The sequence below is a fragment of the Pseudomonas sp. FFUP_PS_473 genome (genome assembly GCF_002858665.1).
Taxonomy (GTDB): Bacteria; Pseudomonadota; Gammaproteobacteria; order Pseudomonadales; family Pseudomonadaceae; genus Aquipseudomonas; species Aquipseudomonas defluvii.
In genome coordinates this window covers 1-22,557 of sequence record NZ_PJQQ01000017.1, presented here as the reverse complement: position 1 = coordinate 22,557, position 22,557 = coordinate 1, and the positions used below count along the sequence as shown (strand labels likewise).

The window sequence follows — 22,557 nt, the reverse complement described above, 5'->3', positions numbered from 1 at the left end:
CGAGCGCGGGGCGGCCCTGGACTCCTTCCTTTTGAGGACCTGAGATGACCCGTATCGGAACCCCATTGTCGCCGACCGCGACCCGCGTACTGCTGTGTGGCTGCGGCGAGCTGGGCAAGGAAGTGGTAATCGAGCTGCAACGCCTGGGTGTTGAAGTGATTGCCGTGGACCGTTACGCCGATGCGCCGGCCATGCAGGTGGCGCACCGTAGTCATGTGATCAACATGCTCGATGGTGTTGCCCTGCGCGCTGTGATCGAGGCCGAGAAGCCGCACTACATCGTTCCGGAAATTGAAGCCATTGCCACCGCGACCCTGGTCGAGCTTGAAGCTGAAGGCTTTACCGTGGTGCCGACAGCCCGTGCTGCGCAATTGACCATGAACCGTGAAGGCATCCGTCGTCTGGCCGCTGAAGAGCTCGATCTGCCAACCTCGCCGTATCATTTTGCCGACACCTTCGAAGACTATCGCAAGGCTGTTGAAGACCTGGGCTTCCCGTGCGTGGTCAAGCCGGTGATGAGCTCTTCGGGCAAGGGTCAAAGCCTGCTCAAGAGCGCCGATGACCTGCAGAAGGCCTGGGACTACGCTCAAGAGGGCGGTCGTGCCGGCAAGGGGCGGGTGATTATCGAGGGCTTCATTGACTTCGACTACGAAATCACCTTGCTGACCGTGCGACACATTGGCGGTACGACGTTCTGCGCACCTGTCGGCCATCGTCAGGAAAAGGGCGATTATCAGGAGTCCTGGCAGCCGCAGGCCATGAGTCCGGTAGCGCTGGCTGAGTCCGAGCGCGTGGCCAAGGCCGTTACTGAGGCCCTGGGCGGGCGTGGTCTGTTCGGTGTCGAACTGTTCGTCAAAGGCGATCAGGTGTGGTTCAGCGATACGGGTGAGGTTGCTGGTATGGACATGGTACGGTGATGATTCATAGTGTGGACATTTAGGGTTTGACGAGAGCCGTAAACCGACTGGGGTACGTCTCAGTCATCGCTAAGTTCTGATAGTCATCAAGGCCTTGATCGGGTCGGAAAGTTGCGCTCAGCTATGCCTGGCTGGCGGGACATCGTTAGGGTTCGACTTTGAGAGGTAAGCGTTGTCATGGTGCTGGCCGCGACAGGCTTCTACAAAAGTATGCCTTTTGTGCTCGGAACCTTGAAGGTTCGCCGTTAGCGCGCTTTCGAAAATCCGGGCACAAAGAAAGCCGCTAACAGAGAAAGCGGGAGCTCAACTTCCGTCGCAAGCTAGAGAAGCAATTACTTGCGCTGCTACACCTCTCACATCATGATGTGATCATATTGATTATATTAATAGGGTGATAATGAGTATGTGGGCGAACCTTACTACCTTGTGGTCGCTCCCGTGCATATGGTGAGCCTTTGACTATGCACACTCAGCGTGTCGATCATTTGAGCCATACCCAACGAGAACGTTTGGCCTATATCGACTTTCGCCTCTACTTCATGGGAGAGATCGGGCGGCCTGACTTGGCGAACCGCTTCGGAGTTGCTCCAGCGGGTGCCACAAGAGACTTGGCCCTGTATCGAGAAATTGCGCCACAGAACATCGAGTTCGATGGGAGTAACAAGATCTACCGGACGGGTAAAGCGTTTGTACCCTTGTTTGAGCATGCTCAGCCGCGAGTTTTGTCAGCACTTTCACTCGGATTTGACGATGGTGTGAATGGCGAATCAAAGCCGCTACTTCCCTGCGAAACTCCGGCTATCTTAAGTTGCCCTCGCATAGAGATCCTTGCGCCAATCTGTCGGGCTATCCACCTAAAGTGCCCGGTATCCATCCGCTACCACTCTATGAGCAGTGGAGAATCCGAACGCGTAATTGTGCCTTTTGCGCTCGTCGATACAGGACTGCGCTGGCACATTCGTGCCTTTGACCGGAAGAGCAACGAATTCCGTGACTTTGCCGTAACGCGGATTCAAGCCCCAAAGTTATTAGATGAAGAAGCGAAAGCGGGAGAACGCCAAGACCACGACATTCAGTGGACTCGGATTCTGGAGCTAGAGCTTGTACCGCACCCACGCTTGGAACGCCCCGAGATCATTCGAATGGACTACGCGATGGCAGGCGAATCGATTCGGATTCGTGTCCGCGCGGCGATTGCTGGCTACATGCTTTTGCGATGGAGCGTCGACGCTTCGTCAGACCATAGCTTGCAAGGACATCAATATCGGCTTTGGCTGAAGGACAACCTATCGCTGTATGGCGTCGAGAATGCTGTATTAGCTCCCGGCTACACGCTTCCAAGGGAAGGAAAGAATAAATGAATGATGTATTTGGCTTTCGCGATCAGCTTATCGACGAATACAGCTCGTTTTCCCGAAGCTTTTCCCGAATCGCAGCATCCGATATCAGGGATGAAGTTGAACGGCAATATGCCGATGGCCGCTATTGGCCAGAGCCTCTCGTCCAAATCAACCCAAACTACCAACGCAAAGGCACGGTGCAGCAGTTGGTCGCAGAGGGCGTGTTGCATGGCGCTTGTGCCGAGCTTTTTCAGGTTGGCAAAGCAGAGGGACATCCGCAGCCACTGCACCTATATGCGCATCAGTTGCAAGCGCTGGCTAAGGGGCAAGGAAAGCAGAGCTATGTCGTTACAACAGGCACTGGCTCCGGGAAATCGCTGTCCTTCTTCATTCCGGTCATTGACCGGATTTTGAAAGCAAAAGACCAAGGAACAACCGCACGAACCCGCGCCATCGTTATCTATCCAATGAACGCCCTGGCGAATAGTCAGCTTGAAGAGCTAGACAAATTCCTTCATGGCTATCCGGAGGGACAACAGCCCTTCACGGTTGCACGTTATACCGGGCAAGAGTCAAAAGCAGAAAGGGATGTGATTGCAGGCAACCCGCCTGACATCCTGCTAACTAACTTCATGATGCTGGAGCTGATCCTAACTCGCTTTGACGAAGTGGATCGCCGCGTGGTGGATCACTGCCAAGGGCTGGAATTCCTGATTCTCGACGAGCTTCACACGTACCGTGGGCGTCAAGGTGCGGACGTGGCATTGCTTGTGCGTCGGTTGCGGGAGCGTTTGCAGGCAGATGAACTTGTCTGCATCGGCACGTCCGCGACCATGTCCAGCACCGGAACCCTGGCAGATCGCAACAAGACAGTGGCGGCAGTTGCCAGCAAGTTATTTGGCACACCTATCAGTGAGCAAGAGATCATCGGTGAAACGCTGGAGCGCGTGACCGACCCACTGAAAGATGTCACGGCCGTTCAGCCTGATTTGGCTGCCGCGGTAGCTAGTCCTGAATTTTCGTGGAGCAACTTTGAAGCATTTCAGGTCGATCCACTATCCATTTGGGTCGAGTTAAATCTTGGCATTGAGCTACCTGACAACGAGCCACCGCGCCGGGCAAAGCCGATGACCATCCAGGCAGCCAGTGAAAAGTTGGCGGGCGATTCAGGTTGTGCAGTAGATGTAGCGCGCGATGGTCTGCAGCGCTTTCTCGTGGCCGCACATGAAATCAAAACGCCACAAGGGCGGCCACCATTCGCGTTCAAGCTTCACCAATTCATCAGTGGCCCTGGTAAGGTCCTGACTACCCTTGAGGCCCCTGGGATTCGTTATGTCACTCTGGATGCTCAGCGTTTCGCACCAGGCCGCCAGGGAGAGGGTACACAGCTCTATCCCGTGCACTTTTGCCGAGATTGCGGCCAAGAGTATCTGCCAGTTTGGCAATCAAAGCAGACGCAGGCGAGTTTCACGCCCCGTGAAATCGATGACATCACAACAGACGATAACGAAGACGTCTTTTACGGATTTCTGTGCCCAGCGGGCTCCAATCTTCCATACCGTGGCGATATTGAAGATCTTCCAGAAACGTGGCTGGATTTAAGTCGCGATCAAATCAAAATCAAACAAAATTACAAGAAATCCGTGCCTTACAGCGTGACCGTTAACCCACAGGGAAATGAGGGGTGTGGCGAGTCGTTTTGGTACATCCCGGGCAAATTCCGCTTCTGCCTGAATTGCGGCCAATTGCATGAGGCACACGGTAAAGACATCAATCGGCTGGCCAGTCTTTCTGGTGAGGGGCGCTCGTCTGCTACGACGATTCTGACCCTGACAGCACTGCGCCAGCTCTTTAACGAAAAAGAGCCGGAAAGCGGGCAACCTGATCCACGCAAGCTGCTCGGCTTTACCGACAACCGTCAGGACGCAGCATTACAAGCAGGTCATTTCAACGATTTCGTTTTTCTGCTGACATTGCGCGCAGGTCTGATTGGCGCGCTACAGAACAGCGGCGGTGAGCTTAGCGAAGAACAGTTGGCAGATGCCGTATTCAAGGCACTCGGATTTGATCGGCTGGATGAAGCCACTCTGACTGAGTACCTGCGCACACCCAAGCTGATGGGTCTGGCTCGGCAAGAAGCGCAGCGCACTCTGCGCTACATCATCGGCTACCGCTTGCTGCGTGATCTGCGTCGCGGCTGGCGATTCAACAATCCGAACCTGGATCAACTGGGTTTGCTGGCCATTAGTTATCGCAGCCTGGATGATTTTTGTGCCGACTCTGCTGCCTTTAGCAAAAGTAGCCTGTTGGGGAAATTGACTGCCGCGCATCGGGCAGTCTTGTGTCAGCTTATTTTCGACACAATGCGTCGCGGGCTGTGTCTTGAGACTCGCTATCTTGATCCGGTAGAGCAAGACAAGGCCCGAACCAGTGCTTTCGCCTACCTTAACGAGCGCTGGGCGTTTGCTCCCGATGAGCAGTTGGAAACATCCAAATACCTGATTCTCAGCAAGCGGCCGGAATTTAAGGGCAAGCCGAGAACGGATCTGGTGACCGGTGGGCCTCGCTCGCGCATGCTGCGTGACATCAAAACCGCTGCCTTATGGAAAGATACAGCGCTTGCCGGGTTGGTCGCTATCTGGAAAGACCCTGAGTGGGTCGAACTGGTAGAGGAACTGCTGCAAGCAGCAGCACTTTACGGCTATGTCCAGAAGCATTCGATTGATCAACATCTAATTGGTTGGCGGCTGAATGCCGCCGCGCTGGATTGGTGTTTGCCAGAGGGTTTCCTGCAGGCGGGGGACACCCGTTCCAATCAGTTCTTTCGCACACTTTATCTGAGCATCTCGGAATTACTGCGTCAGAAAAGCCATCCGCTGTTTGATTTCGAGGCGCAGGAGCACACGGCCCAAGTGGATGCCGGGCGGCGCCAGTTGCTGGAGCAGCGTTTCCGCTACACCGACAAGGACCGTAAGGACTGGGCACAAAATCCGGCGCACGAGGCCCCTCTGGAACGTCTCCCGGTCATGTTCTGTTCGCCGACCATGGAGCTTGGCGTCGACATTTCCTCACTGAATACCGTGTACCTGCGCAATGTTCCGCCGACCCCTGCCAATTACGCGCAGCGCAGCGGCCGGGCCGGGCGATCTGGGCAGCAAGCACTGGTCATTACCTACTGCGCTTCGTTGAGCCCCCATGACCAATGGTTTTTTCATCATGCCAACGAAATGGTCCATGGCATCGTTCGTGCACCCACGCTGGATCTGGCAAATCGCGATCTGGTCGAGAGCCATTTGCAGGCGGTATGGCTGGCAAACGCCCACATTGCCCTCGATGTCAGCATCGCCCCCATGCTCGACCTTGATCAGGCCGGCAAGCCGCTGATCAAGTCCTACCACGATGCCCTTAATGACCCTGCTGTGACACAGCGCGCCCAAGCCAGTGCAGCCCGCGTAATTGCCCAGCTGAAGAACGAACTGGCCGATAGCGACTGGTTTTCAGCCGATTATGTACAGAAGGTTATTGAGCGTGCGCCCCAGGCATTTTCCGATGCACTGGAGCGCTGGCGCGTCTTGTTTGATGCCACCCGCACGCAAATGAACATGGCCGACCAAATCGTTAAAAGCCATACGGCATCACATAGTGAGCGTCAGAACGCTCAGCGCCGCTACGGCGATGCGGCCCGGCAGTACGCTGTGTTGCTAAAGAATGGCAACACGCAGAACTCGGATTTCTACACGTATCGTTATCTGGCCAGCCAGGGTTTCCTGCCCGGCTATAACTTTCCTCGGCTGCCCTTAATGGCCTGGATTCCTGCACGCGGGGGAGCCTCCGCGAATGGCAAGGACGACGAGGGCAGCATGGTGAGCCGTCCGCGCTTCCTGGCCTTATCAGAGTTCGGCCCGCGCAGTCTGATTTATCACCAGGGTCGTATGTACCGCGTAGTGCGCGCCAAACTTAACGTGGGTTCGGCCGATCACATTTCCGGCAACAGCCAGCTCGCCACCATCACCTCGCTGGTCTGCAGTCAATGCGGTTACGGTCATTTGGGCGATATCAACGGCACGCAGCCTTTGGTCAATCGCTGTGAAAACTGTGATGCCCTGCTGACCGAACACGACTGGGTGCGCGAACTGTACCGCATTGAAACCGTGGAAACGGTCGCTGTCGAACGCATCTCTATCAATGATGAGGATCGCCAACGTCAAGGGTTTGAGCTGCAAACCACCTACCGATTCCTGCCCGGGCCGGATGGAGTCATCCAGCAGCGTAAGGCCGATGTCAGGCTCGACGACGAAGCCTTAGCTGAGTTGACCTATGCGCCTGCCGCCCGCTTATGGCGCATTAACCGTGGCTGGCGTAGGCGCAAAAACAAGGAGCAACTGGGCTTTTACATCAACCCCATCACCGGCACTTGGAGCAAACAGGACGAGCCGGGGGCCAATGATGAGGAAGGTAAGGACGAGGCCCTGCTCGACAAGGTGCCCAATCAGCGCATCGTTCCCTTCGTCGAGGACCACCGCAATCTGCTGATTCTGGCTCCCGTGCATGCCTTATCGACGGAGGCTATGGCGACCTTGCAGGCAGCACTCAAGCGCGGCATCGAAATGACCTTCCAGATCGAAGAATCCGAACTCGTGGCCGAACCGTTACCCAAGGCGGACGAGCGCCGGGCATTGATGTTCTACGAGGCGGCTGAAGGGGGGGCGGGTGTGCTGACCCGTATTGCCAGTGACCCAGCCAGCCTGGCGCAGGTCGCCAGTAACGCCCTCAAGTTACTGCATCACGCTGTACCGCTAGGCCCGTGGAAACTGGAAGATTTGCCCGCGCTGGAGCAAACCAATGCGCTGGGTAACCACATCTGTGAAGCAGGCTGCTACCAATGCCTACTGTCCTACTTCAACCAGCCCGACCACGAGAACATCAATCGCCGCAATGCCGATGCGCTCAAAGTTTTGGTGGCGCTGGCAAATGCCGAAGTCCAACCCAAGCAAGATCTACCGCTAACTCAAGAAAGCGCACCAGCCAACGCTCTCCTCAAGCAGTGGTTGCAGGCTTTGGATGCTGCAGGCTTACGCCAACCGGATGCCATGCAGGTGCCCGTTAATCAAGGCGCGGCCATAGCCGCCGGCCAATACAAGTCAGTCCGCGCCCTGGTGTTTCTTGAAGACATTGACGCCGACACTGCGGCCTTAATGGCAGACAAAGGCTGGCAAGTGCTGAATTTTTCCGATCCATCGCAATGGCAAGTGCAGCTTGCAGCTCATCCCGATGTGTTCGGCAACCATGAGAAAACACAATGACCCAGCTTGAACACGACTTCATGCCCGGCAACCTAGTTCGTGCCCGTGGCCGCGAATGGGTAGTGCAAAGCGAATCACGCCGTGACTGGCTGCGCCTACGTCCTCTCGGTGGCGCGGACGACGACACCATTGCACTGATTCCGGAGCTTGAACTGCAGCCGGTTGAACCTGCCATCTTCCCCTGGCCACAGCCTGAGCAGGCTGGCAATCACGCGGCGGCACTACTGCTGCGTGATGCCTTGCGCCTCAAGCTGCGGTCCGGCGGCGGTCCGTTCCGTTCTTTTGGCAATATTGCGGTTGAGCCACGTGGCTACCAGCTAGTCCCCTTATTGATGGCGCTTCGTCTAACCACAGTGCGCCTGTTGATTGCGGACGACGTAGGTATCGGTAAAACCATTGAAGCCGGACTGATTGCCCGTGAATTGATGGACCGAGGTGAGATCGCCCGCTTAGCTGTCCTATGCCCCCCGCACTTGGTAGAGCAATGGCAAAGCGAGCTGGAAACCCGCTTCAATTTGCAAGCTAGCGCGCTGACCTCGGCATCGGCCTCCCGTATTGAACGCGACATTCCCCATGGCGTCAGCTTATTCGATCACTATCCCGTGGTGGTGGTTAGCCTCGATTACATCAAGAGCGAGCGCCATCGCGAACACTTTCTGGCAATTGCACCAGAGTGCGTCATTGTTGACGAAGCGCATACCTGCGCGAGCAGTGGTGCGGGAAAACAGCTGCGTTTTGAGCTGTTGCAGCGTCTGGTGAAGGATGAAAATCGGCACCTGATTATGCTCACCGCAACCCCCCACTCGGGCGATGAAGCAGCGTTTTACAACCTACTTTCGCTGCTCGATCCGCGCTTTGTTGCCCTACAAAACCGTACTTCCGCCAATGACCCCTTGCGGCAGGAGTTAGCCCGGCACTTTGTTCAGCGCCGTCGCAAGGACATCGCCGAATGGCAGGCCGAGACTGGCGATGGTCGCGGTTTTCCCCGCCGCATGAAAACCGAAGTGACCTACCAGCTCAGTGGCGATTGGGGGAAGTTCTTTGATTCGGTTCAGGATTATTGCCGTGAGCTGGCTGAAACCATTGAGCAGCAGGGCGAGGGCCATGGACGCCTGATCTGGTACGCCACGCTCGCGCTGTTGCGTTGCGTCGCCTCCTCACCAGCTGCTGCGGTCAAAGCACTCTCCACCCGACTGGAAGGTACTCTTGCAACAGACGACCTACTAGCCGACGAACGTCTGCACGATGGCAAGGCCGATAACCTCGACGGCAGTGACTTGGAGCCGCCCGCACAACTTGCAGAAACCGGCAGGCTGCAGGGTCTTATCCAGGAAGCCGAGCGCCTTTCCGGTAAGGCGGGAGACCCAAAGCTTGCCTCTCTGATACGGCATATCGAGGCACTGGCTAAAGACGGTTACCACACCGTAGTGTTCTGCCGCTATATCGCCACCGCTCACTATGTAGCAGAACACCTGCGCAAAGCCTTTCCCAAGGCCACGGTCGAATCCGTAACTGGGGAATACACGCCGGAAGAGCGGCATGAGCGTGTTGATGCCATGGAAGAAGGCGAACCGCGCATTCTGGTCGCAACCGACTGCCTGTCCGAGGGCATCAATCTCCAGCACCTGTTCACTGCCGTAGTTCACTACGATCTGGCTTGGAACCCAACTCGACACGAGCAACGTGAAGGCCGCGTTGATCGTTTTGGCCAGCAGTCGGAAGAGGTGCGCTGCACGATGCTCTGGGGGCAAGACAACCCTGTCGATGGTTTTGTACTGAACGTGATTTTGCGCAAGGGCGAAACCATCCAAAAAGAGCTGGGCGTACTAGTGCCTATGCCGGAAGACGAGGCCCGTATCAATCAAGCCTTGGTCAAGGCAGCGCTGATGAAGCGCAGTGATAGCCACAAGTCATCGCCTCAAGCTAGCTTTGACTTTGGCGAGCCCGAGCGCATCCTTGCTCCGTTGCAGGCGCAATGGCAGGACGCGCTGGAAAAAGCCAAGGCCAATCGCACCGTCTTCGCCCAGCGCCGTATCCGCCCTGATGAAGTGCTGCCCGAGTGGCAAAAACAGCAAGAAGCACTTGGCACCCAAGCCGATGTTCAGCGTTTTGTACAAAGTGCCTGCACCCGCCTCAATGCGCCGCTGGTGCCGACGCGTAAACAGCAGTTTCGCTTTCTGCCGCAGCATCTACCTGAAGCACTCAAGCTGCGCCTGGCCGATGAAGGCATAAGCAAACCGGTGCTAATTGACTTCAATGAGCTGCACCGCAGCCACCCGCTCGTTAGTGTGTTGGCAGAACACCTGCTGGAGACCAGCCTGAGCGGAGAGGCAGGCATTGCTGCACGCTGTGCCGCCACACTGACCGATGCCGTGGAGGTGGTAACCACCATTTATCTGCTGCGCCTGCGCCATCAATTGGGCTATGTGCGCCGTCGTCAGCCGTTCCAGATGATGGCAGAAGAAACCGTTGCCCTGGCCGTGGCGGGGCGCAGCAATCCGCAATGGTTAGAGGGCGATACGGTGGCGCGCCTGCTGGAGTGCACGCCCAGTGGCAACCTGCCGCTGGAAGCCGTGCAGCGCGAAATCCGCACCGCTCTCGACTTTATCGCCGCACACCCGCAACAACTGCAAACGCTCGCCGAGCAACGCGCTGAAATGCTGCTGGCCGACCACCAGCGAGTGCGTGAGGCGGCCCGCGATGTCGGGCAGTACAGCGTTAGCGCCTGCCTACCAGTGGATGTGATGGGCGTGTACGTGCTGCTGCCTGACTCACTGTAACGGGCGGCCACCAGGGATAAGAACATGAGAAAACTGCGTAAAACCCAAGCAGCGCTAAATCTGCCCACGCTCACGCTGGAAGGCGGGCTATTTCTGCCGGATCAACTGGAAAAGGCTGCGTTCGGCAGCGCCCAGTGGCAAACCGAAGCCGATTACGGCACACCCAAGGGCCTCAAACTCAAGGACGACTACAGCCGCGCCTTCCAGATCGCCTGCGCCCAGTGGAAGCACTTCGCAGCTCAATTGGAACGTGCCGATGTGGACGCCGCTGCGCTCACCCATACCTTTGTGCAAGAGCTGCTGCGCGATGTACTCGGCTTCACTCAACTGCAAGCCTGTTCCGGCATCACTCTGGAGGAACGTCATTACCCGATCAGCCTCCTCGCAGGAAGCGTACCTGTGGTGGTTGCACCGCACACCCTGGCCTTGCATGAGCCCGATACACGCTTTGCCGTAGTTGGCTCCGGCAGCCGCAAAAAGTCAGCCTTCATGCTGGCGCAAGAGCTGCTCAACGCAAGCTCCGATCATCTCTGGGCCATAGCCTGCAACGGCAAAACCCTGCGCCTCTTGCGCGATGCCGCCACATTGACTCGCCCCAGCTTTGTCGAAATTGACCTGGCCGATCTTTTGGGTGGCCAGCGGTATGCCGAGTTCGCCAATGTCTGGCGCCTGCTGCATGCCACCCGCGCAGCGGGCAAGCCCACCGAATGCATCTGGGAAAAATGGCGCGCTGCAGGTCAGGAGGAAGGCACCCGAGTCCGCGATGGCCTGCGCTTAGGGGTAACCGACGCCTTGCTCACCCTGGGCACAGGCTTTATCCAGCACCCGGCTAACGATGCCTTGCGCCAAGCTCTGCACAACGGCGAACTGACCAAGGATGCCTACTTTCAACAACTGCTCCGCCTGATCTATCGGCTGATCTTTTTGTTTAGCGTCGAAGAGCGCGGCTTGCTGCACCCCAAAAATGACAGCAATGACGACGGCAGCGCTGCCCAGGTCGAGCGCCGCGCCTATGCCGAGGGTTACGCCATGGGCCGCCTGCGCGAGCTATGCCTCAAGCGCCGCGCCCGCAACCGCTTTGATGACCACTGGCAGGCGCTACGTATCGTCTTCAAGGGCTTGAGCGAAGGCGAACCGCGCCTGGCCCTGCCGGCGCTGGGCGGTCTGTTCGCCACCAGCCAGTGCCCGACACTGGATGCCGCTAGCCTCGACAACGCCCACCTACTGGCCGCCATGCAAAACCTGCGCTGGGCTAGCCATAAGGGGCTGTTGGCGCCCGTGGACTACCGCAACATGGGCCCGGAAGAGTTGGGCAGCGTGTATGAAAGCCTGCTCGAACTGGTCCCGGAAGTTGACCTGCCTGCACGCCAGTTCGGCTTTGTCGGCTTGACCAGCGAGGGCAGCACGGCGGGTAACGCCCGCAAGCTTAGTGGCAGCTACTACACACCGGACTCGCTGGTGCAGGAGCTGATCAAGTCGGCGCTCGACCCCGTAATAGAGCAGCGAATTGCCGCCCAGCCCAAAGAGCCTATCGAGGCGCTGCTATCCATCCGCGTAATTGACCCCGCCTGCGGCAGCGGCCACTTCCTGCTGGCCGCCGCCCGCCGCCTTGCCGAAAAGCTAGCCCAACTGCGTGCCACCCTCAGTAACGAAGGCAGTGAACAAACCGAACAGGACTTCCGCCACGCGCTGCGTGAAGTGGTGAGCCGCTGTATTTTTGGTGTGGACCGTAACCCAATGGCCATCGAACTAGCCCGCACCGCCCTGTGGCTGGAAGGCTTTGAAGAAGGCAGGCCGCTGGGCTTCCTCGATCACCACCTGCAAGTGGGCGATGCGCTGCTGGGGCTCACCGACCTCAAGGCGCTGGAGCTGGGCATTGCCAAAGATGCCTTCAAGCCGCTCTCCGGCGATGACAAGGACGTATGCAAACTACTCGCCAAGACAAACGCCGCAGCCCTCAAAAGCCTGGAAAAGCAGCGCAACGCCCGGGCTTTTGGCCAGCTCGACGTTGCCAGCTCCACGGGCAGTGGCCTCAGCCAACTGCAAGCACTGGAAGCCCTGCCGGAAAACACCACCCGGCAGATCGCCACCAAGGAGGCTGCCTACCGGGCTTTTCTGGAGCAAGCCAAAAACAGCCGCCTGGCGCATGCTGCCGACTTGCTGGTGGGTGCCTATCTGTTGCCCAAACTAGCTTCGTCGCAAGACGATATTCCAACCAGCGCCACGCTTTACCTCACCCTGCGTGGCGATGTGTTACCTATGACACAAGAAGGCGCACTCGTTGCTGCTCAAAGCGCGTGCGCGCAGGCTCGCGTACTGCACTGGCCCTTGGCTTTTCCGCAGGTCTTTGCCAGTGGTGGATTTGACTGCGTAATGGGAAATCCGCCTTGGGAGCATGTAGAGCTGAAAGAGGAGGAATTCTTTGCCTCCCGAAACCCTCTAGTTGCCGATGCCAAAAATAAAGCAGAACGCAGCCAGCGTATCCAGTGGCTAGCCGAAGGCATGCTGGCGAAACACCTGTTTCCACAAGTTGAACACGCCCCCCACGAGTGCGCTGCCGAACAACGGCTTTTCCGAGAATTCACTGTATCGAGAAGATCTTTTGAGGCCACAAGTACTTTTGCCCATGTAAATGAGGCAGAAGGCGGGCGTTACCCACTTACCGGAGTGGGGCGCGTTAATACTTATGCACTGTTCTCCGAAACCATCCGACAAATAATGGCACCTCATGCACGCGCTGGCTTTATTGTGCCTTCAGGATTGGCCACAGATAACTCTACAAAGGCATTCTTCGGAGATCTTGTTTTCAAAAAGTCACTTGATAGCTTTTTTGAATTTGAAAATGAGGGCTTTTTTTTGGGGGCAGGCCAAGGCCACATGCTGCGCTTTGCACTGACAACAATAACAGGGGCGTCAGAAAAAATTGACGAGGCGCGTTATTTATTCCAAGGAAAAAAACTTGAACACCTGCAGGATCCCAATCGTATTTTTAAGCTTAGCCCTGAAGATATTAAGCAGGTAAATCCAAACACGCTTACCTGCCCGATATTCCAGTCGCGATATGATGCCGATCTGACGAAAAAAATATATGGAAATGTTCCAGTACTTGTTCGCGAGGAGATGTCTGGAAGCCAGGAGAATAACCCTTGGAGAGCTCGCTTCTCCCAAGGAACTCACAACATGGCAACTGACAGCCATCTATTCAAAACGCACGCCGAGCTAGTATCAAGTGGATTCGAGAGGGTCGGGAATAAATTTTCAAAAGGCGATGATAAATACATTCCATTATATGAATCAAAGATGATCCATATCTATAACCATAGACATGGTGACTTCTCCGACTCCAATCATGAAAGAGCGCACATTCTTCCTCGCATACCTGACGACAGGCTCAAAAGAAAAGACTATTTAACCACTCCATATTACTGGATCCCTGAGTCTGAAGTACGTGAAAAAGCTAAAAGTTTGGGATGGGATAGAGAGTGGTTTTTTGCATGGAGACGAGTAACTGATTCGCGAGCTAGTGCTCGCACATTAATTGCGACTGTAATACCTTGGTCTGGTGCTGGCGATAGTATTTTCTTTCCACTATTAATGCAGTGCAAAGACAAGCGCCTGTACGCATGTTTCCAGGCAAACATGGGGTCATTGATTTTAGATTATGTTACTCGACAAAAACTTGGGGGTTTAAACCTTAATTTTTTTACATTCAAGCAACTGCCGTTTTTGGAGCCAGAACGATATAACGAGACAGACCTCGCCTTTATTGTTCCTCGTGTGTTAACGCTCACCTATACTACCTACGACCTCTCACCCTGGGCTCAAGATCTCGGTTACAGTGGAGAACCGTTTTCCTTTGACCAAGGTAGACGTTCGCAAATACGAGCCGAACTTGATGCATGGTATGCCAGAGCCTACGGCATAACTCGCGATGAACTGCGCTTTATCCTCGATCCTTCTGATGTAATGGATAATGGATACCCTTCGGAAACTTTTGCAGTTCTTAAACGGAATGAAGAGCGCGAATTTGGGGAATACCGCACCCAACGGTTGGTGCTGGAGGCGTGGGACAAACTGGAGCACGGGGAGTTGTACTGATGCTGACGCATCTGAAATTGGAAAACTTCAAAATCTGGCGCAGCACGGGTCCCATTCGATTGGCACCGATTACGCTGCTGCTCGGCACCAACTCTTCCGGCAAGTCCAGCCTGATTCAGAGTCTGCTGCTGATCCGCCAAACGGTAAAAGGCGACGACCCCAATCTGGATCTGAATCTGGGCAACCCTGATGCGGATGATTCGGTCACGCTTGGGCAGTTCAAGGATGTGCTCTGCCGCCATGGCGCAGCCATTGAGGGCACGTTGACGCCGCAGGTGGGGATTGAGTTTCGCTGGAGTGAATCTGTCGCAGCGACGGATTCCAATTTGTTTTCCGCTCGCTATCGGCAAGGTATGGCAGGCAGCGCGGAGCTGGAGTATCTGCGTATCGGAACGGACAACCAAGGTTTTACAGTGCAGCGCCGTAAGCGCGGAGTATATCGATTGCAGATTGCTGGCGAGCGGAATTCCTTGCGGCAAAGCGCTGACTTCCGTCCTGAACGCTCCTTCGCGTTTTCAGCTGCAACCTTGAACAGGCTGGGTGAACGCGCTGAACCAATCCGTCTCACTGGCCCTGCACTGCTGGATGAGTTGGGTCGCATCATTTATCTCGGCCCGGTTCGCCGCTTGGCGCAACGCGACTATGTTTGGGCTGGCCGTATGCCCGCACACATCGGCGACGATGGGGCCAAGGCAGTGGATGCCTTGATCGCCAGCGGCGTGGCTTGTCAATTGGCCAAGAAACGCAAGCAGGCCATGCCTGCCGAAGGGATGCTGTTCGCGTATGTGCTTTATTGGCTAAGGGAGATGAATCTAGCTGATGATATTTCCATTCGCGCCCTGGGCAGTTCTGCACGCTATGAATTGTTGATTGAGAACGACGGCCAAGCCAGCAATCTTAAAGATGTTGGGGTGGGCGTTTCGCAGGTTCTGCCCGTCATCGTCGCTGCACTATTTGCACAACCGGGCCACATCGTCATCGTCGAGGAGCCGGAAAGCCACTTGCACCCACTGGCGCAAAGTAAGTTGGCCGAACTGCTGGCGCAGGTGAGCAAAGAGCGAAACGTCCAGTTCATCGTCGAAACCCACTCCGAACATCTGTTCCGACGGATGCAAACGCTAATTGCTAGGCAGCAGATCACTACCACTGACGCGGCTATGTATTTCGTCGAACGCGAAGGCAAAGCCGCGCGTATGCGGCCGCTGGAGCTGGATGATTTCGGCCGCGTGAAAAACTGGCCGGAGGGTTTCTTTGGCGATGCGCTGGGGGAGACGCGAGAGCAAACGGCCTTGGCCATTCAGCGTGCGAAGGAGTTGAGAGCGAGGGATGGCAATGTACCTGGTTGATACCAATGTAATGCTGGCATCCAGTGCCGTTTCCGAGTTCTCGAATCTGGCAGTAAGGGCCATGCCGCAGGAGATTGAGCTGCGCGAAATGATTTATAAGTGGCTCTCTGACTTTGACCAGTCTGATCGGCGCATTGTGCTGGATGAAGAAGGGCTGGTGCTGGACGAGTACGAACGAAACATGCCATTCAACATGCACGAGCAGGAATACGGCATGCAAGTTTTGCAATACAAGCTGGATAGAAATCTGGCGGACTATGTGCCCATCAACTCGCTTCTAGCCAACGGCGAGCACATTGCAGTGCTTGATCCTGCCCATGAAGCGTTGGTGACGGATCGGGAGGATCGCAAATGGGTTGCATGTGCGCTGGCTGCGCAGATCCTTTTCGATCAAGTGCCGCCGATTGTTTACGGAGCAGAGACAGACTGGTTTGTATCAGAAGAGCAACTGAAAGCGATAGGTCTTTGCTTCCACAAGCTGTTGCCTGATAACTGGTACACCTCAAGGATTGCTGCTGGATGACGGTCGACTTCTTCCGCTTCCCCCACACGCCGCACCTTGCTTGGCTGGGCGAAGGTGCTCCGCGCGATGACAAGGTGTTGTCACCTACTGAGGTGTCAGCACTGCTCGCCGGCAATGTGGTGGTCGAAGAAAAGCTGGATGGCGCAAATGTGGGGATATCACTCGCACCAGACGGCAGCCTGCGCGCCCAAAACCGGGGGCAATACCTGGATGAACCCCACGCCGGTCAGTTCGCACGTATGCCTGCCTGGCTGACGCAACACGGGGAAGGCTTACGTGCTGCACTCAAGCCAAACCTTATCCTCTTTGGCGAGTGGTGCGCCGCGCGCCATTCCCTGGACTACGCCGCTCTTCCTGACTGGTTCCTGCTGTTTGATGTGTATGACCGCAGTGCAAGTCGCTTCTGGAGTACGCAGAGGCGCAATGCAGTGGCCAATGCTGCTGGTTTGGTGACGGTTCCGTTGGTGCTGCAAGGCACCACGACAGTTTCTGCACTGAGGCAACTAGTCACCGCCACCCCCAGCAGCTACCGCACTGGTGCATTGGAAGGCGTAGTCATTCGCCGCGAATCACCCGAGTGGTGCGAAGCACGCGCCAAGCTGGTCCGCCCGGACTTTACCCAGGCCATCGACACTCACTGGCGAAAGCGAGCAATTGAGTGGAACCGCGTTGATTATTCGACTGGGACACCTGAATGAATCCGCTCCAACGCACCCTTATTGAAAAGGCCGGTAACGACAACGGCTTCGAGCATGTAGTGGCTTCTGAAACTAAGGCTGCGGCTGCGGCTGTGGCTCTGGCTTCGGCACGCCATCCTTCTGTTGCGTTAGTTGGCTTGGCGAGTGGTGTCTATCAAGTGCAGTTTCAGGCGGCAACTCCCGCCTTGCTGCCGGAATTGCTGCGTAGCTTTCCTGAGGCTTATGCGGAATCAGGAGTGTTTGCCCTGATGACAGAGGCCGCTCTAGCGGCCTTTCTGCGCCGTGCAGCCAGTCTTTCCCGCGCGCTACCCAGCCAAGCCGCGACTGACTACCAGCAGGCAGCAGCTGCCGAGCTAGCGGTACTCCCCGCAGGCATTATCGGTACTGAGGTCGAGCGCCTAGTGCGCCAACGTGTGGGCCAAAACAAGTTCCGAGATGCGATGCTGGACTACTGGGGCGGCGCGTGTGCAGTGACGGGTGTTGCGATCCCGGAGGTGCTGCGCGCCAGCCATGCAAAGCCGTGGGCGGAGTGTGAGTCTGATGCCGAGCGCCTTGACGTGTTCAACGGTTTTCTACTCAGCGCCAATCTGGATGCCTTGTTTGACCGTTTTCTGATCAGTTTTGATAACCAGGGTGCTCTGGTGATTGCACCAACATTGGCAGAGATGGATTTGCTGCCCCTTGGCATTAGACCAGGAATGAAGCTGCGTTGGATCAATGCGCTGCATCAACCCTATCTGGCACTTCACCGCGTCAGATTGCTGTAGGGGGATACGTTCACTCAGAGATCCTTCTCATGACTGTAGGTTCGAAAATCTTATGCGGTGCGGTACAAGCTCGAAACGTTCCGGCGTTCGAGCACAAGCTTTCACCGGTCCACATAAACCGGTCCCCCAAAGTTATGGCTCATCAACATGAGGCAAAAGTGATGCCGGATTGCAAGCCAGAACACCGGCGATGCGGTACAGCTTCTCGACAGTGATGTTGACCTCGCCTCGCTCGATCCGCCCTATGTAGCTTCGGTCGATATTGCATGCTAGCGCCAGTGCATCCTGGGAAATCCGGCAGGCCTTCCTCTGCACTCGGATGCGTTCCCCTAACGCTTTCGCCAACTTATCCATGACCGTCTCAATTCAACTTGAGGCGGCACTATCGTGCGTTTGCGGATGTACAGGCCACGGATTATAATCCGCATTTCTTTGCGTTAATTCTTCTGGTGCCTCAATGAAATCGGCCTCGTTTATCTTCGACAGGCGTCTGTATGAGCTGCTTCAGGAGCCAGGACGTACATCGTTTACGACCCGCGAACTGCGCGATGCCTATGCCGCTCGCTTGAGTGGCACACAATTCCGTATCGCCGATGTGCGCCGCTATGTGTATGAACAGATTCGCCGATTAGTGCGCGCGGGCTGGGTTTCACCGGACGAGGACCGCCGTGTTCGAGGGCAGGTCTACCACTTGCAGCCGATTCCGACACATCTGCAACTCGAACTCATCGACAACGGTTTTGAGAACAGCCTGATGGCTGCCGGAGTGCCCGAGGCAGGCACAGCGGTACGCGATGTGGAAGCTTTGCCGCTTAAGTCGTCAGCCAATACGGATTTGCAGTTGGAAGCGCTCCACAAGGAAATCCGCTTGGACTTTCTCACTTCAATGGGCGAGGCCGAGCGATTCAAACTGCTTCTGGACGAAATGCCGCATTTACGGGACAAGCTTGAAGGCGATTACCTGGAAGCCAGGGATCGCAGTTCTCGCCTCTTGGGTCATCTGCGCGCCATCGAAAAGACCCTTAAAACGCTCGCTGCGCCACGATGAGCAGCTCGCTACGCAGCTGGCAGAACAGCTGCATCACCAGGGCGTTGGAGCACTTCACCGTCACGCCGCACTTCTTCTGCCAAGCAACGCCGGGAGCCGGAAAGACGCGCATGGCTGCTGAACTGGCCAGCCGACTGATTGAACAGGACAGAATCGATTTGGTGCTGTGCTTTGCGCCGTCCTGCCAGGTCGTGGAGGGTTTTCGTTCGACCTTTGCGGCTGTGCTAGGCAGGCGTCTCGACGGCCAGATAGGTGCCGTGGGCGCGGCTTATACCTATCAGGCTATGGAATACCGTGATGAGGGATTCTGGCAGCTGCTTGATGACTACCGGGTGTTCGTGGTCTTCGATGAGATCCACCATTGCGCCGGCCACGATCCGCTGCTCAGCAATGCCTGGGGGCAGCAGATACTGCATCGGATACAGGATCGGGCTGCCTTCACTCTGGCCCTTTCTGGCACGCCCTGGCGTTCGGACGATCAGGCCATAGTATTGGCGCGCTACTCTTCGCCTGAGGGGCATTTGATTTGTGATTACCGTTATGGCTTGAAAGACGCCATTGCCGACGGCGTGTGCCGATCCCCTCGCATTGTTCTGCTCGACAATCAGAAGGTGAAACTGACTGAGGAACTGGGTGCGGATAGCTCCGTGAGGATGTTTCCCAGCATCGCCAAACTGTTGGGTGAGTCGCCTGTCACCTATGAAGAACTGCTGCGCCATGATGAGGTGATCAATCCAATCCTTGATCTTGGCTGCAGCAAGCTGAACGAGCTACGCCAGGTCAAACCTGATGCCGCCGGTTTGGTGGTGGCCACCGATATTGAACACGCTCAGCAAATTGCACTCGCACTGGAAGCCATGGGTGAAGAGTGCCGCATCGTGACGAACAAAACCCCGGATGCGCAGCAGGTGATCAATGCATTCCGCGGCAGCACCTGCCGCTGGATTGTGGCTGTCGGAATGATCAGCGAAGGCACCGACATCCCGCGCCTACAAGTGTGCTGCTACCTCAGCCGTATCCGCACCGAACTGCATTACCGGCAAGTGCTGGGGCGAGTGCTGCGGCGCACAGGTGAGTCCGACGACCAGGCATGGCTATTCATGTTGGCGGAGCCAACGCTTCAAGGCTTTGCGGAGCGAATTGCGGATGACTTACCGGATGATCTGGCTGTTTTAAGCGATGCTCATATGGCAGGTTTAACCCCAGGCTCCCGGCCAGACCCGGTGGGGGCTTTGGAGCATGCAGAAAGTATCGGAGATGCAGGGTTGGGTAGTGCAGAACCTGGTACTGGGTCGCAGGCTACGAACATTATTTCGCTGGGTGGCTTTGCAATTGAGCCCGCTTACCAGGTCAGCTTTTCCCAGCATTACCGGCAGCAGCTACTGGCTTGTTTTTGATGCTCACCCAGTCGAAGCTGATCACACGATACCGGTGTGGATGAATCCATAGCAGGCCGTTGCTGCCTGGAACGTAGTCGAGAGGTGCGTATGGAGATTAAGTCGCAGGCATTGGTCGATGTCGTTGAGGATGTGATCTGCGACGTGTGCCGCTCTGGCACACGTATTCCCGGCTATGGCCTCCAACACGGCAAGCTTGAAGCCCATTGGGGATATGGCTCGCAGCATGACGGCGAGCACTACCAGGTGCATCTCTGCGAGCCCTGCTTTTTCAGGGTGCTGAGTGGGTTGCGTCGGGAGCGCATGGTCAATGGTATGTTCGATGATGATCAGCCATTTTCCTCAGAGGATTTTGGCTTAGTCAGCAAGGGAAACTACTGGGGAAAGAGCTGATGTCTGAATCAGGGGTTGCTGAGCGCCTTGAGCAGGTCGAAGCGCTTGCTATTGAGGTAGGGAAACTGTTCGTCGACTACGCCGGCCAGACGGTGACCGTGATCGACCTCCAAAGCGGCGAGATCCGTCAGGCGCAGGTACTCGTCGCGGTGCTCGGTGCCTCCCGCTACACCTTCGCCGAGACCACCTGGTCGCATTAGTTGCCGGATTGGCTAGGCTCGCATGTGCGCGGCTACGCAGATATGGACTATCTTGAGGAATTGCTCTGCGACAAAGGTGTTATCGGCTCGGCAGTAACGCGCTGTTGTATGCAGTAGCCATGGGAGTGATAGCAGAATGGCAACGCTTGAGTACATTACATACACACCTCACCGCGCTGAAGTAGCGGGAGGCAGTGTTGTTTGGCAGCGTGTGCGAGGAGGTCGTACTCTATTAGGGCTTCCACAAGTATTCTGGCGTGACGGAACTCCCTGGAGAGAGGCAAATGTATGGGCACGCGAGCGTGCGACAGCCAAGGGAGTTGATCTAAAGACCATTCAGGCCAACTTACGGCATCTACTTGCGTATGCCCATTTTCTTGAGGCTGAGGAAATCGACTGGCGGCATTTCCCGCAACGAGAAGAGGACCGATGCTTAGTTCGTTGGCGTGGGGCGTTGGTAAAAGCCCGTGGAGATGAAATATCTTCCTCTACGGCCTCGCAGCGTATGGCTGCAACAATCCGCTTTTATCGATATGCCGCAGCCAACGGACTTATTAGCAAATCGTCGCCAATGTGGGAAGATAAGTCGGTAGTGTTGCGTACTTTTAACCAGGTTGGTTTTGAGCGCACCATATCCATGGTGAGCACAAATCTATCCATATCGAATCGAACCAGGCATGCCGAGCGGCTTGAGGATGGACTACAGCCAGTCTCTGAAGTGCATATGCAGGAGCTCCTTGCATACACGGCTAAAAATACAAGTAGCGAACTAAACCTTTTGCTGAGTTTGGGGTTTTTTACCGGAGCACGTATTCAAACGCTTGCGGGGCTACGTGTAAAGACCATCTTGAATGCCGTTGAGGATCCCTGTGCAAGAGGAATCTTTCGCCTGTCTGTCGGGCCGGCTGCAAATCCTCCGGTGCCAACTAAGTTCAGTGTTAATGGACAGATACTCATACCTGAACAGTTGCTCAATACGATCAAAGCATACATTTATAGCGTTCAGCGGCTTCATAGAGAAGCGAAGGCGGATCAAGAGAATAAAGACCTCGTTTTTCTAACTCGGTTTGGTCATGCGTATAGCGATAGAGTTTTAGGAAAAAGCCCCGCTATCAATCGTCTAATGGCTGATCTCAGGCGAAAAGCCGTAAAGGATGGGCTGAACTTCATGGCGAACTTCCACTTTCACCAAACGCGCGCAACGTTTGGTACATGGCTTACAACAATAGCTCTTCGTGTAGGGGATCCTATTACTGCAGTCGCTTTCGTGCGAGATGCGATGTTGCATAAGAATGAAAGTACAACTTTTAGATACATAAGATTTATCAGGCAGAGCAAAGTAAAGGCGGAAGTGGCAAATGAATTTACCAGGGCCTTTTCTGGCATAGATATTTTTCAGGAGTAAGTGCGGGTGAGTGATTATCAGCTTCCTGATCTAAAATTCCCGCAGGTTACACTTGGTAGGCATGAAACACCATGGAACTTGAATAGTTTGTTATATTTTGGTTGCAGTGATTTACCTGTGCGCGAGTTTTTGGATTTAGAAATAAAAGGTCAGTTGGGTGAGCCAATTTTTGAAAGAATAGAGCTTGTCAAAAGCATTCATAATGTCATATCCGTAGGTCTAGTTAGTGGGCACAGTCAAGCTACGGCGAAAAAGCGCATAAAAGAGGGCGGCGGCAAAAACTGAGTGCAACACCTGACCTTTCCGGTACGGTGCTGCCCCTATGTCTTATACCGAACTCAG

At 55.7% G+C, this 22,557-nt stretch carries 15 protein-coding genes and 1 pseudogene; 15 read left to right on the top strand and 1 reads right to left on the bottom strand.

What is annotated here, in order from left to right:
• Nucleotides 1-44 precede the first annotated feature (44 nt).
• The 9 genes from purT (at nucleotide 45) to CYD26_RS13470 (ending at nucleotide 17,772) form a co-directional block, all read left to right on the top strand.
• Entirely contained in the window at nucleotides 45-917 is an 873-nt protein-coding gene (purT, locus tag CYD26_RS13510) for a formate-dependent phosphoribosylglycinamide formyltransferase (protein WP_256588022.1), read from the top strand.
• A 461-nt stretch (nucleotides 918-1,378) separates the two neighbouring features.
• Nucleotides 1,379-2,278 (top strand): WYL domain-containing protein, encoded by a 900-nt coding sequence (locus CYD26_RS13505; protein WP_099169454.1) that lies wholly within the window; start codon nucleotides 1,379-1,381, stop codon nucleotides 2,276-2,278.
• On the top strand, nucleotides 2,275-7,560 hold the full coding sequence (locus tag CYD26_RS13500) for a DEAD/DEAH box helicase (protein WP_102052821.1): 5,286 nt from the start codon (nucleotides 2,275-2,277) through the stop codon (nucleotides 7,558-7,560). Before CYD26_RS13505 ends, CYD26_RS13500 begins: the two co-directional genes overlap by 4 nt.
• Nucleotides 7,557-10,340 (top strand): helicase-related protein, encoded by a 2,784-nt coding sequence (locus CYD26_RS13495; RefSeq protein WP_102052820.1) that lies wholly within the window; start codon nucleotides 7,557-7,559, stop codon nucleotides 10,338-10,340. The genes CYD26_RS13500 and CYD26_RS13495 overlap by 4 nt, the downstream gene beginning before the upstream one ends.
• 24 nt (nucleotides 10,341-10,364) lie before the next feature.
• Nucleotides 10,365-14,438: an Eco57I restriction-modification methylase domain-containing protein gene (locus CYD26_RS13490; protein WP_102052819.1), complete on the top strand. Its 4,074-nt coding sequence runs from the start codon at nucleotides 10,365-10,367 to the stop codon at nucleotides 14,436-14,438.
• A complete protein-coding gene (locus CYD26_RS13485) occupies nucleotides 14,438-15,784 on the top strand; it encodes a DUF3696 domain-containing protein (protein ID WP_102052818.1) in 1,347 nt (448 codons plus the stop codon). The genes CYD26_RS13490 and CYD26_RS13485 overlap by 1 nt, the downstream gene beginning before the upstream one ends.
• Entirely contained in the window at nucleotides 15,771-16,307 is a 537-nt protein-coding gene (locus tag CYD26_RS13480) for a hypothetical protein (RefSeq protein ID WP_145991792.1), read from the top strand. The genes CYD26_RS13485 and CYD26_RS13480 overlap by 14 nt, the downstream gene beginning before the upstream one ends.
• Nucleotides 16,304-17,005 carry an RNA ligase family protein gene (locus tag CYD26_RS13475; protein ID WP_102052816.1) on the top strand — a complete coding sequence of 234 codons (702 nt, stop codon included), beginning with the start codon at nucleotides 16,304-16,306 and terminating at the stop codon, nucleotides 17,003-17,005. The genes CYD26_RS13480 and CYD26_RS13475 overlap by 4 nt, the downstream gene beginning before the upstream one ends.
• Entirely contained in the window at nucleotides 17,002-17,772 is a 771-nt protein-coding gene (locus tag CYD26_RS13470) for an HNH endonuclease (protein WP_102052815.1), read from the top strand. The genes CYD26_RS13475 and CYD26_RS13470 overlap by 4 nt, the downstream gene beginning before the upstream one ends.
• Before the next feature lie 132 nt (nucleotides 17,773-17,904).
• Here the strand turns inward: CYD26_RS13470 and CYD26_RS13465 are convergent, their stop codons facing one another.
• Nucleotides 17,905-18,126 carry a helix-turn-helix domain-containing protein gene (locus tag CYD26_RS13465; RefSeq protein WP_099169446.1) on the bottom strand — a complete coding sequence of 74 codons (222 nt, stop codon included), beginning with the start codon at nucleotides 18,124-18,126 and terminating at the stop codon, nucleotides 17,905-17,907.
• A 103-nt stretch (nucleotides 18,127-18,229) separates the two neighbouring features.
• On the opposite strand from CYD26_RS13465, the gene CYD26_RS13460 reads away from it, so the two are divergent.
• From CYD26_RS13460 to CYD26_RS25115, 6 genes and pseudogenes are all read left to right on the top strand, one after another.
• Nucleotides 18,230-18,820, top strand: a complete 591-nt coding sequence (locus CYD26_RS13460; RefSeq protein ID WP_102052814.1) for a hypothetical protein — start codon at nucleotides 18,230-18,232, stop codon at nucleotides 18,818-18,820.
• Nucleotides 18,817-20,217, top strand: coding sequence for a DEAD/DEAH box helicase (locus CYD26_RS13455; RefSeq protein WP_102052813.1), 1,401 nt, complete (start codon nucleotides 18,817-18,819; stop codon nucleotides 20,215-20,217). The genes CYD26_RS13460 and CYD26_RS13455 overlap by 4 nt, the downstream gene beginning before the upstream one ends.
• A gap of 90 nt (nucleotides 20,218-20,307) precedes the next feature.
• Nucleotides 20,308-20,610 carry a hypothetical protein gene (locus CYD26_RS13450; RefSeq protein ID WP_102052812.1) on the top strand — a complete coding sequence of 101 codons (303 nt, stop codon included), beginning with the start codon at nucleotides 20,308-20,310 and terminating at the stop codon, nucleotides 20,608-20,610.
• Between the two features lie 62 nt (nucleotides 20,611-20,672).
• Nucleotides 20,673-20,876 (top strand): annotated as a pseudogene (locus CYD26_RS13445) (IS21 family transposase); the annotation flags it as partial.
• 70 nt (nucleotides 20,877-20,946) lie between these two features.
• Complete coding sequence (locus tag CYD26_RS13440; RefSeq protein ID WP_102052810.1) at nucleotides 20,947-22,215, top strand: site-specific integrase; 1,269 nt, start codon at nucleotides 20,947-20,949, stop codon at nucleotides 22,213-22,215.
• A 6-nt stretch (nucleotides 22,216-22,221) separates the two neighbouring features.
• A complete protein-coding gene (locus CYD26_RS25115) occupies nucleotides 22,222-22,500 on the top strand; it encodes a hypothetical protein (RefSeq protein ID WP_158240128.1) in 279 nt (92 codons plus the stop codon).
• Nucleotides 22,501-22,557: the final 57 nt, after the last annotated feature.

Excerpts from the sequence above, each read along its gene's own strand:
- CYD26_RS13490 (WP_102052819.1), top strand. The coding sequence starts at position 10,365 with ATGAGAAAACTGCGTAAAACCCAAGCAGCGCTAAATCTGCCCACGCTC.
- CYD26_RS13440 (WP_102052810.1), top strand. The coding sequence starts at position 20,947 with ATGGCAACGCTTGAGTACATTACATACACACCTCACCGCGCTGAAGTA.
- CYD26_RS13500 (WP_102052821.1), top strand. The coding sequence starts at position 2,275 with ATGAATGATGTATTTGGCTTTCGCGATCAGCTTATCGACGAATACAGC.
- purT (WP_256588022.1), top strand. The coding sequence starts at position 45 with ATGACCCGTATCGGAACCCCATTGTCGCCGACCGCGACCCGCGTACTG.
- CYD26_RS13455 (WP_102052813.1), top strand. The coding sequence starts at position 18,817 with ATGAGCAGCTCGCTACGCAGCTGGCAGAACAGCTGCATCACCAGGGCG.
- CYD26_RS13505 (WP_099169454.1), top strand. The coding sequence starts at position 1,379 with ATGCACACTCAGCGTGTCGATCATTTGAGCCATACCCAACGAGAACGT.
- CYD26_RS13450 (WP_102052812.1), top strand. The coding sequence starts at position 20,308 with ATGGAGATTAAGTCGCAGGCATTGGTCGATGTCGTTGAGGATGTGATC.
- CYD26_RS13460 (WP_102052814.1), top strand. The coding sequence starts at position 18,230 with ATGAAATCGGCCTCGTTTATCTTCGACAGGCGTCTGTATGAGCTGCTT.
- CYD26_RS13495 (WP_102052820.1), top strand. The coding sequence starts at position 7,557 with ATGACCCAGCTTGAACACGACTTCATGCCCGGCAACCTAGTTCGTGCC.
- CYD26_RS13470 (WP_102052815.1), top strand. The coding sequence starts at position 17,002 with ATGAATCCGCTCCAACGCACCCTTATTGAAAAGGCCGGTAACGACAAC.
- CYD26_RS13480 (WP_145991792.1), top strand. The coding sequence starts at position 15,771 with ATGTACCTGGTTGATACCAATGTAATGCTGGCATCCAGTGCCGTTTCC.
- CYD26_RS13465 (WP_099169446.1), bottom strand. The coding sequence starts at position 18,126 with ATGGATAAGTTGGCGAAAGCGTTAGGGGAACGCATCCGAGTGCAGAGG.
- CYD26_RS13475 (WP_102052816.1), top strand. The coding sequence starts at position 16,304 with ATGACGGTCGACTTCTTCCGCTTCCCCCACACGCCGCACCTTGCTTGG.
- CYD26_RS13485 (WP_102052818.1), top strand. The coding sequence starts at position 14,438 with ATGCTGACGCATCTGAAATTGGAAAACTTCAAAATCTGGCGCAGCACG.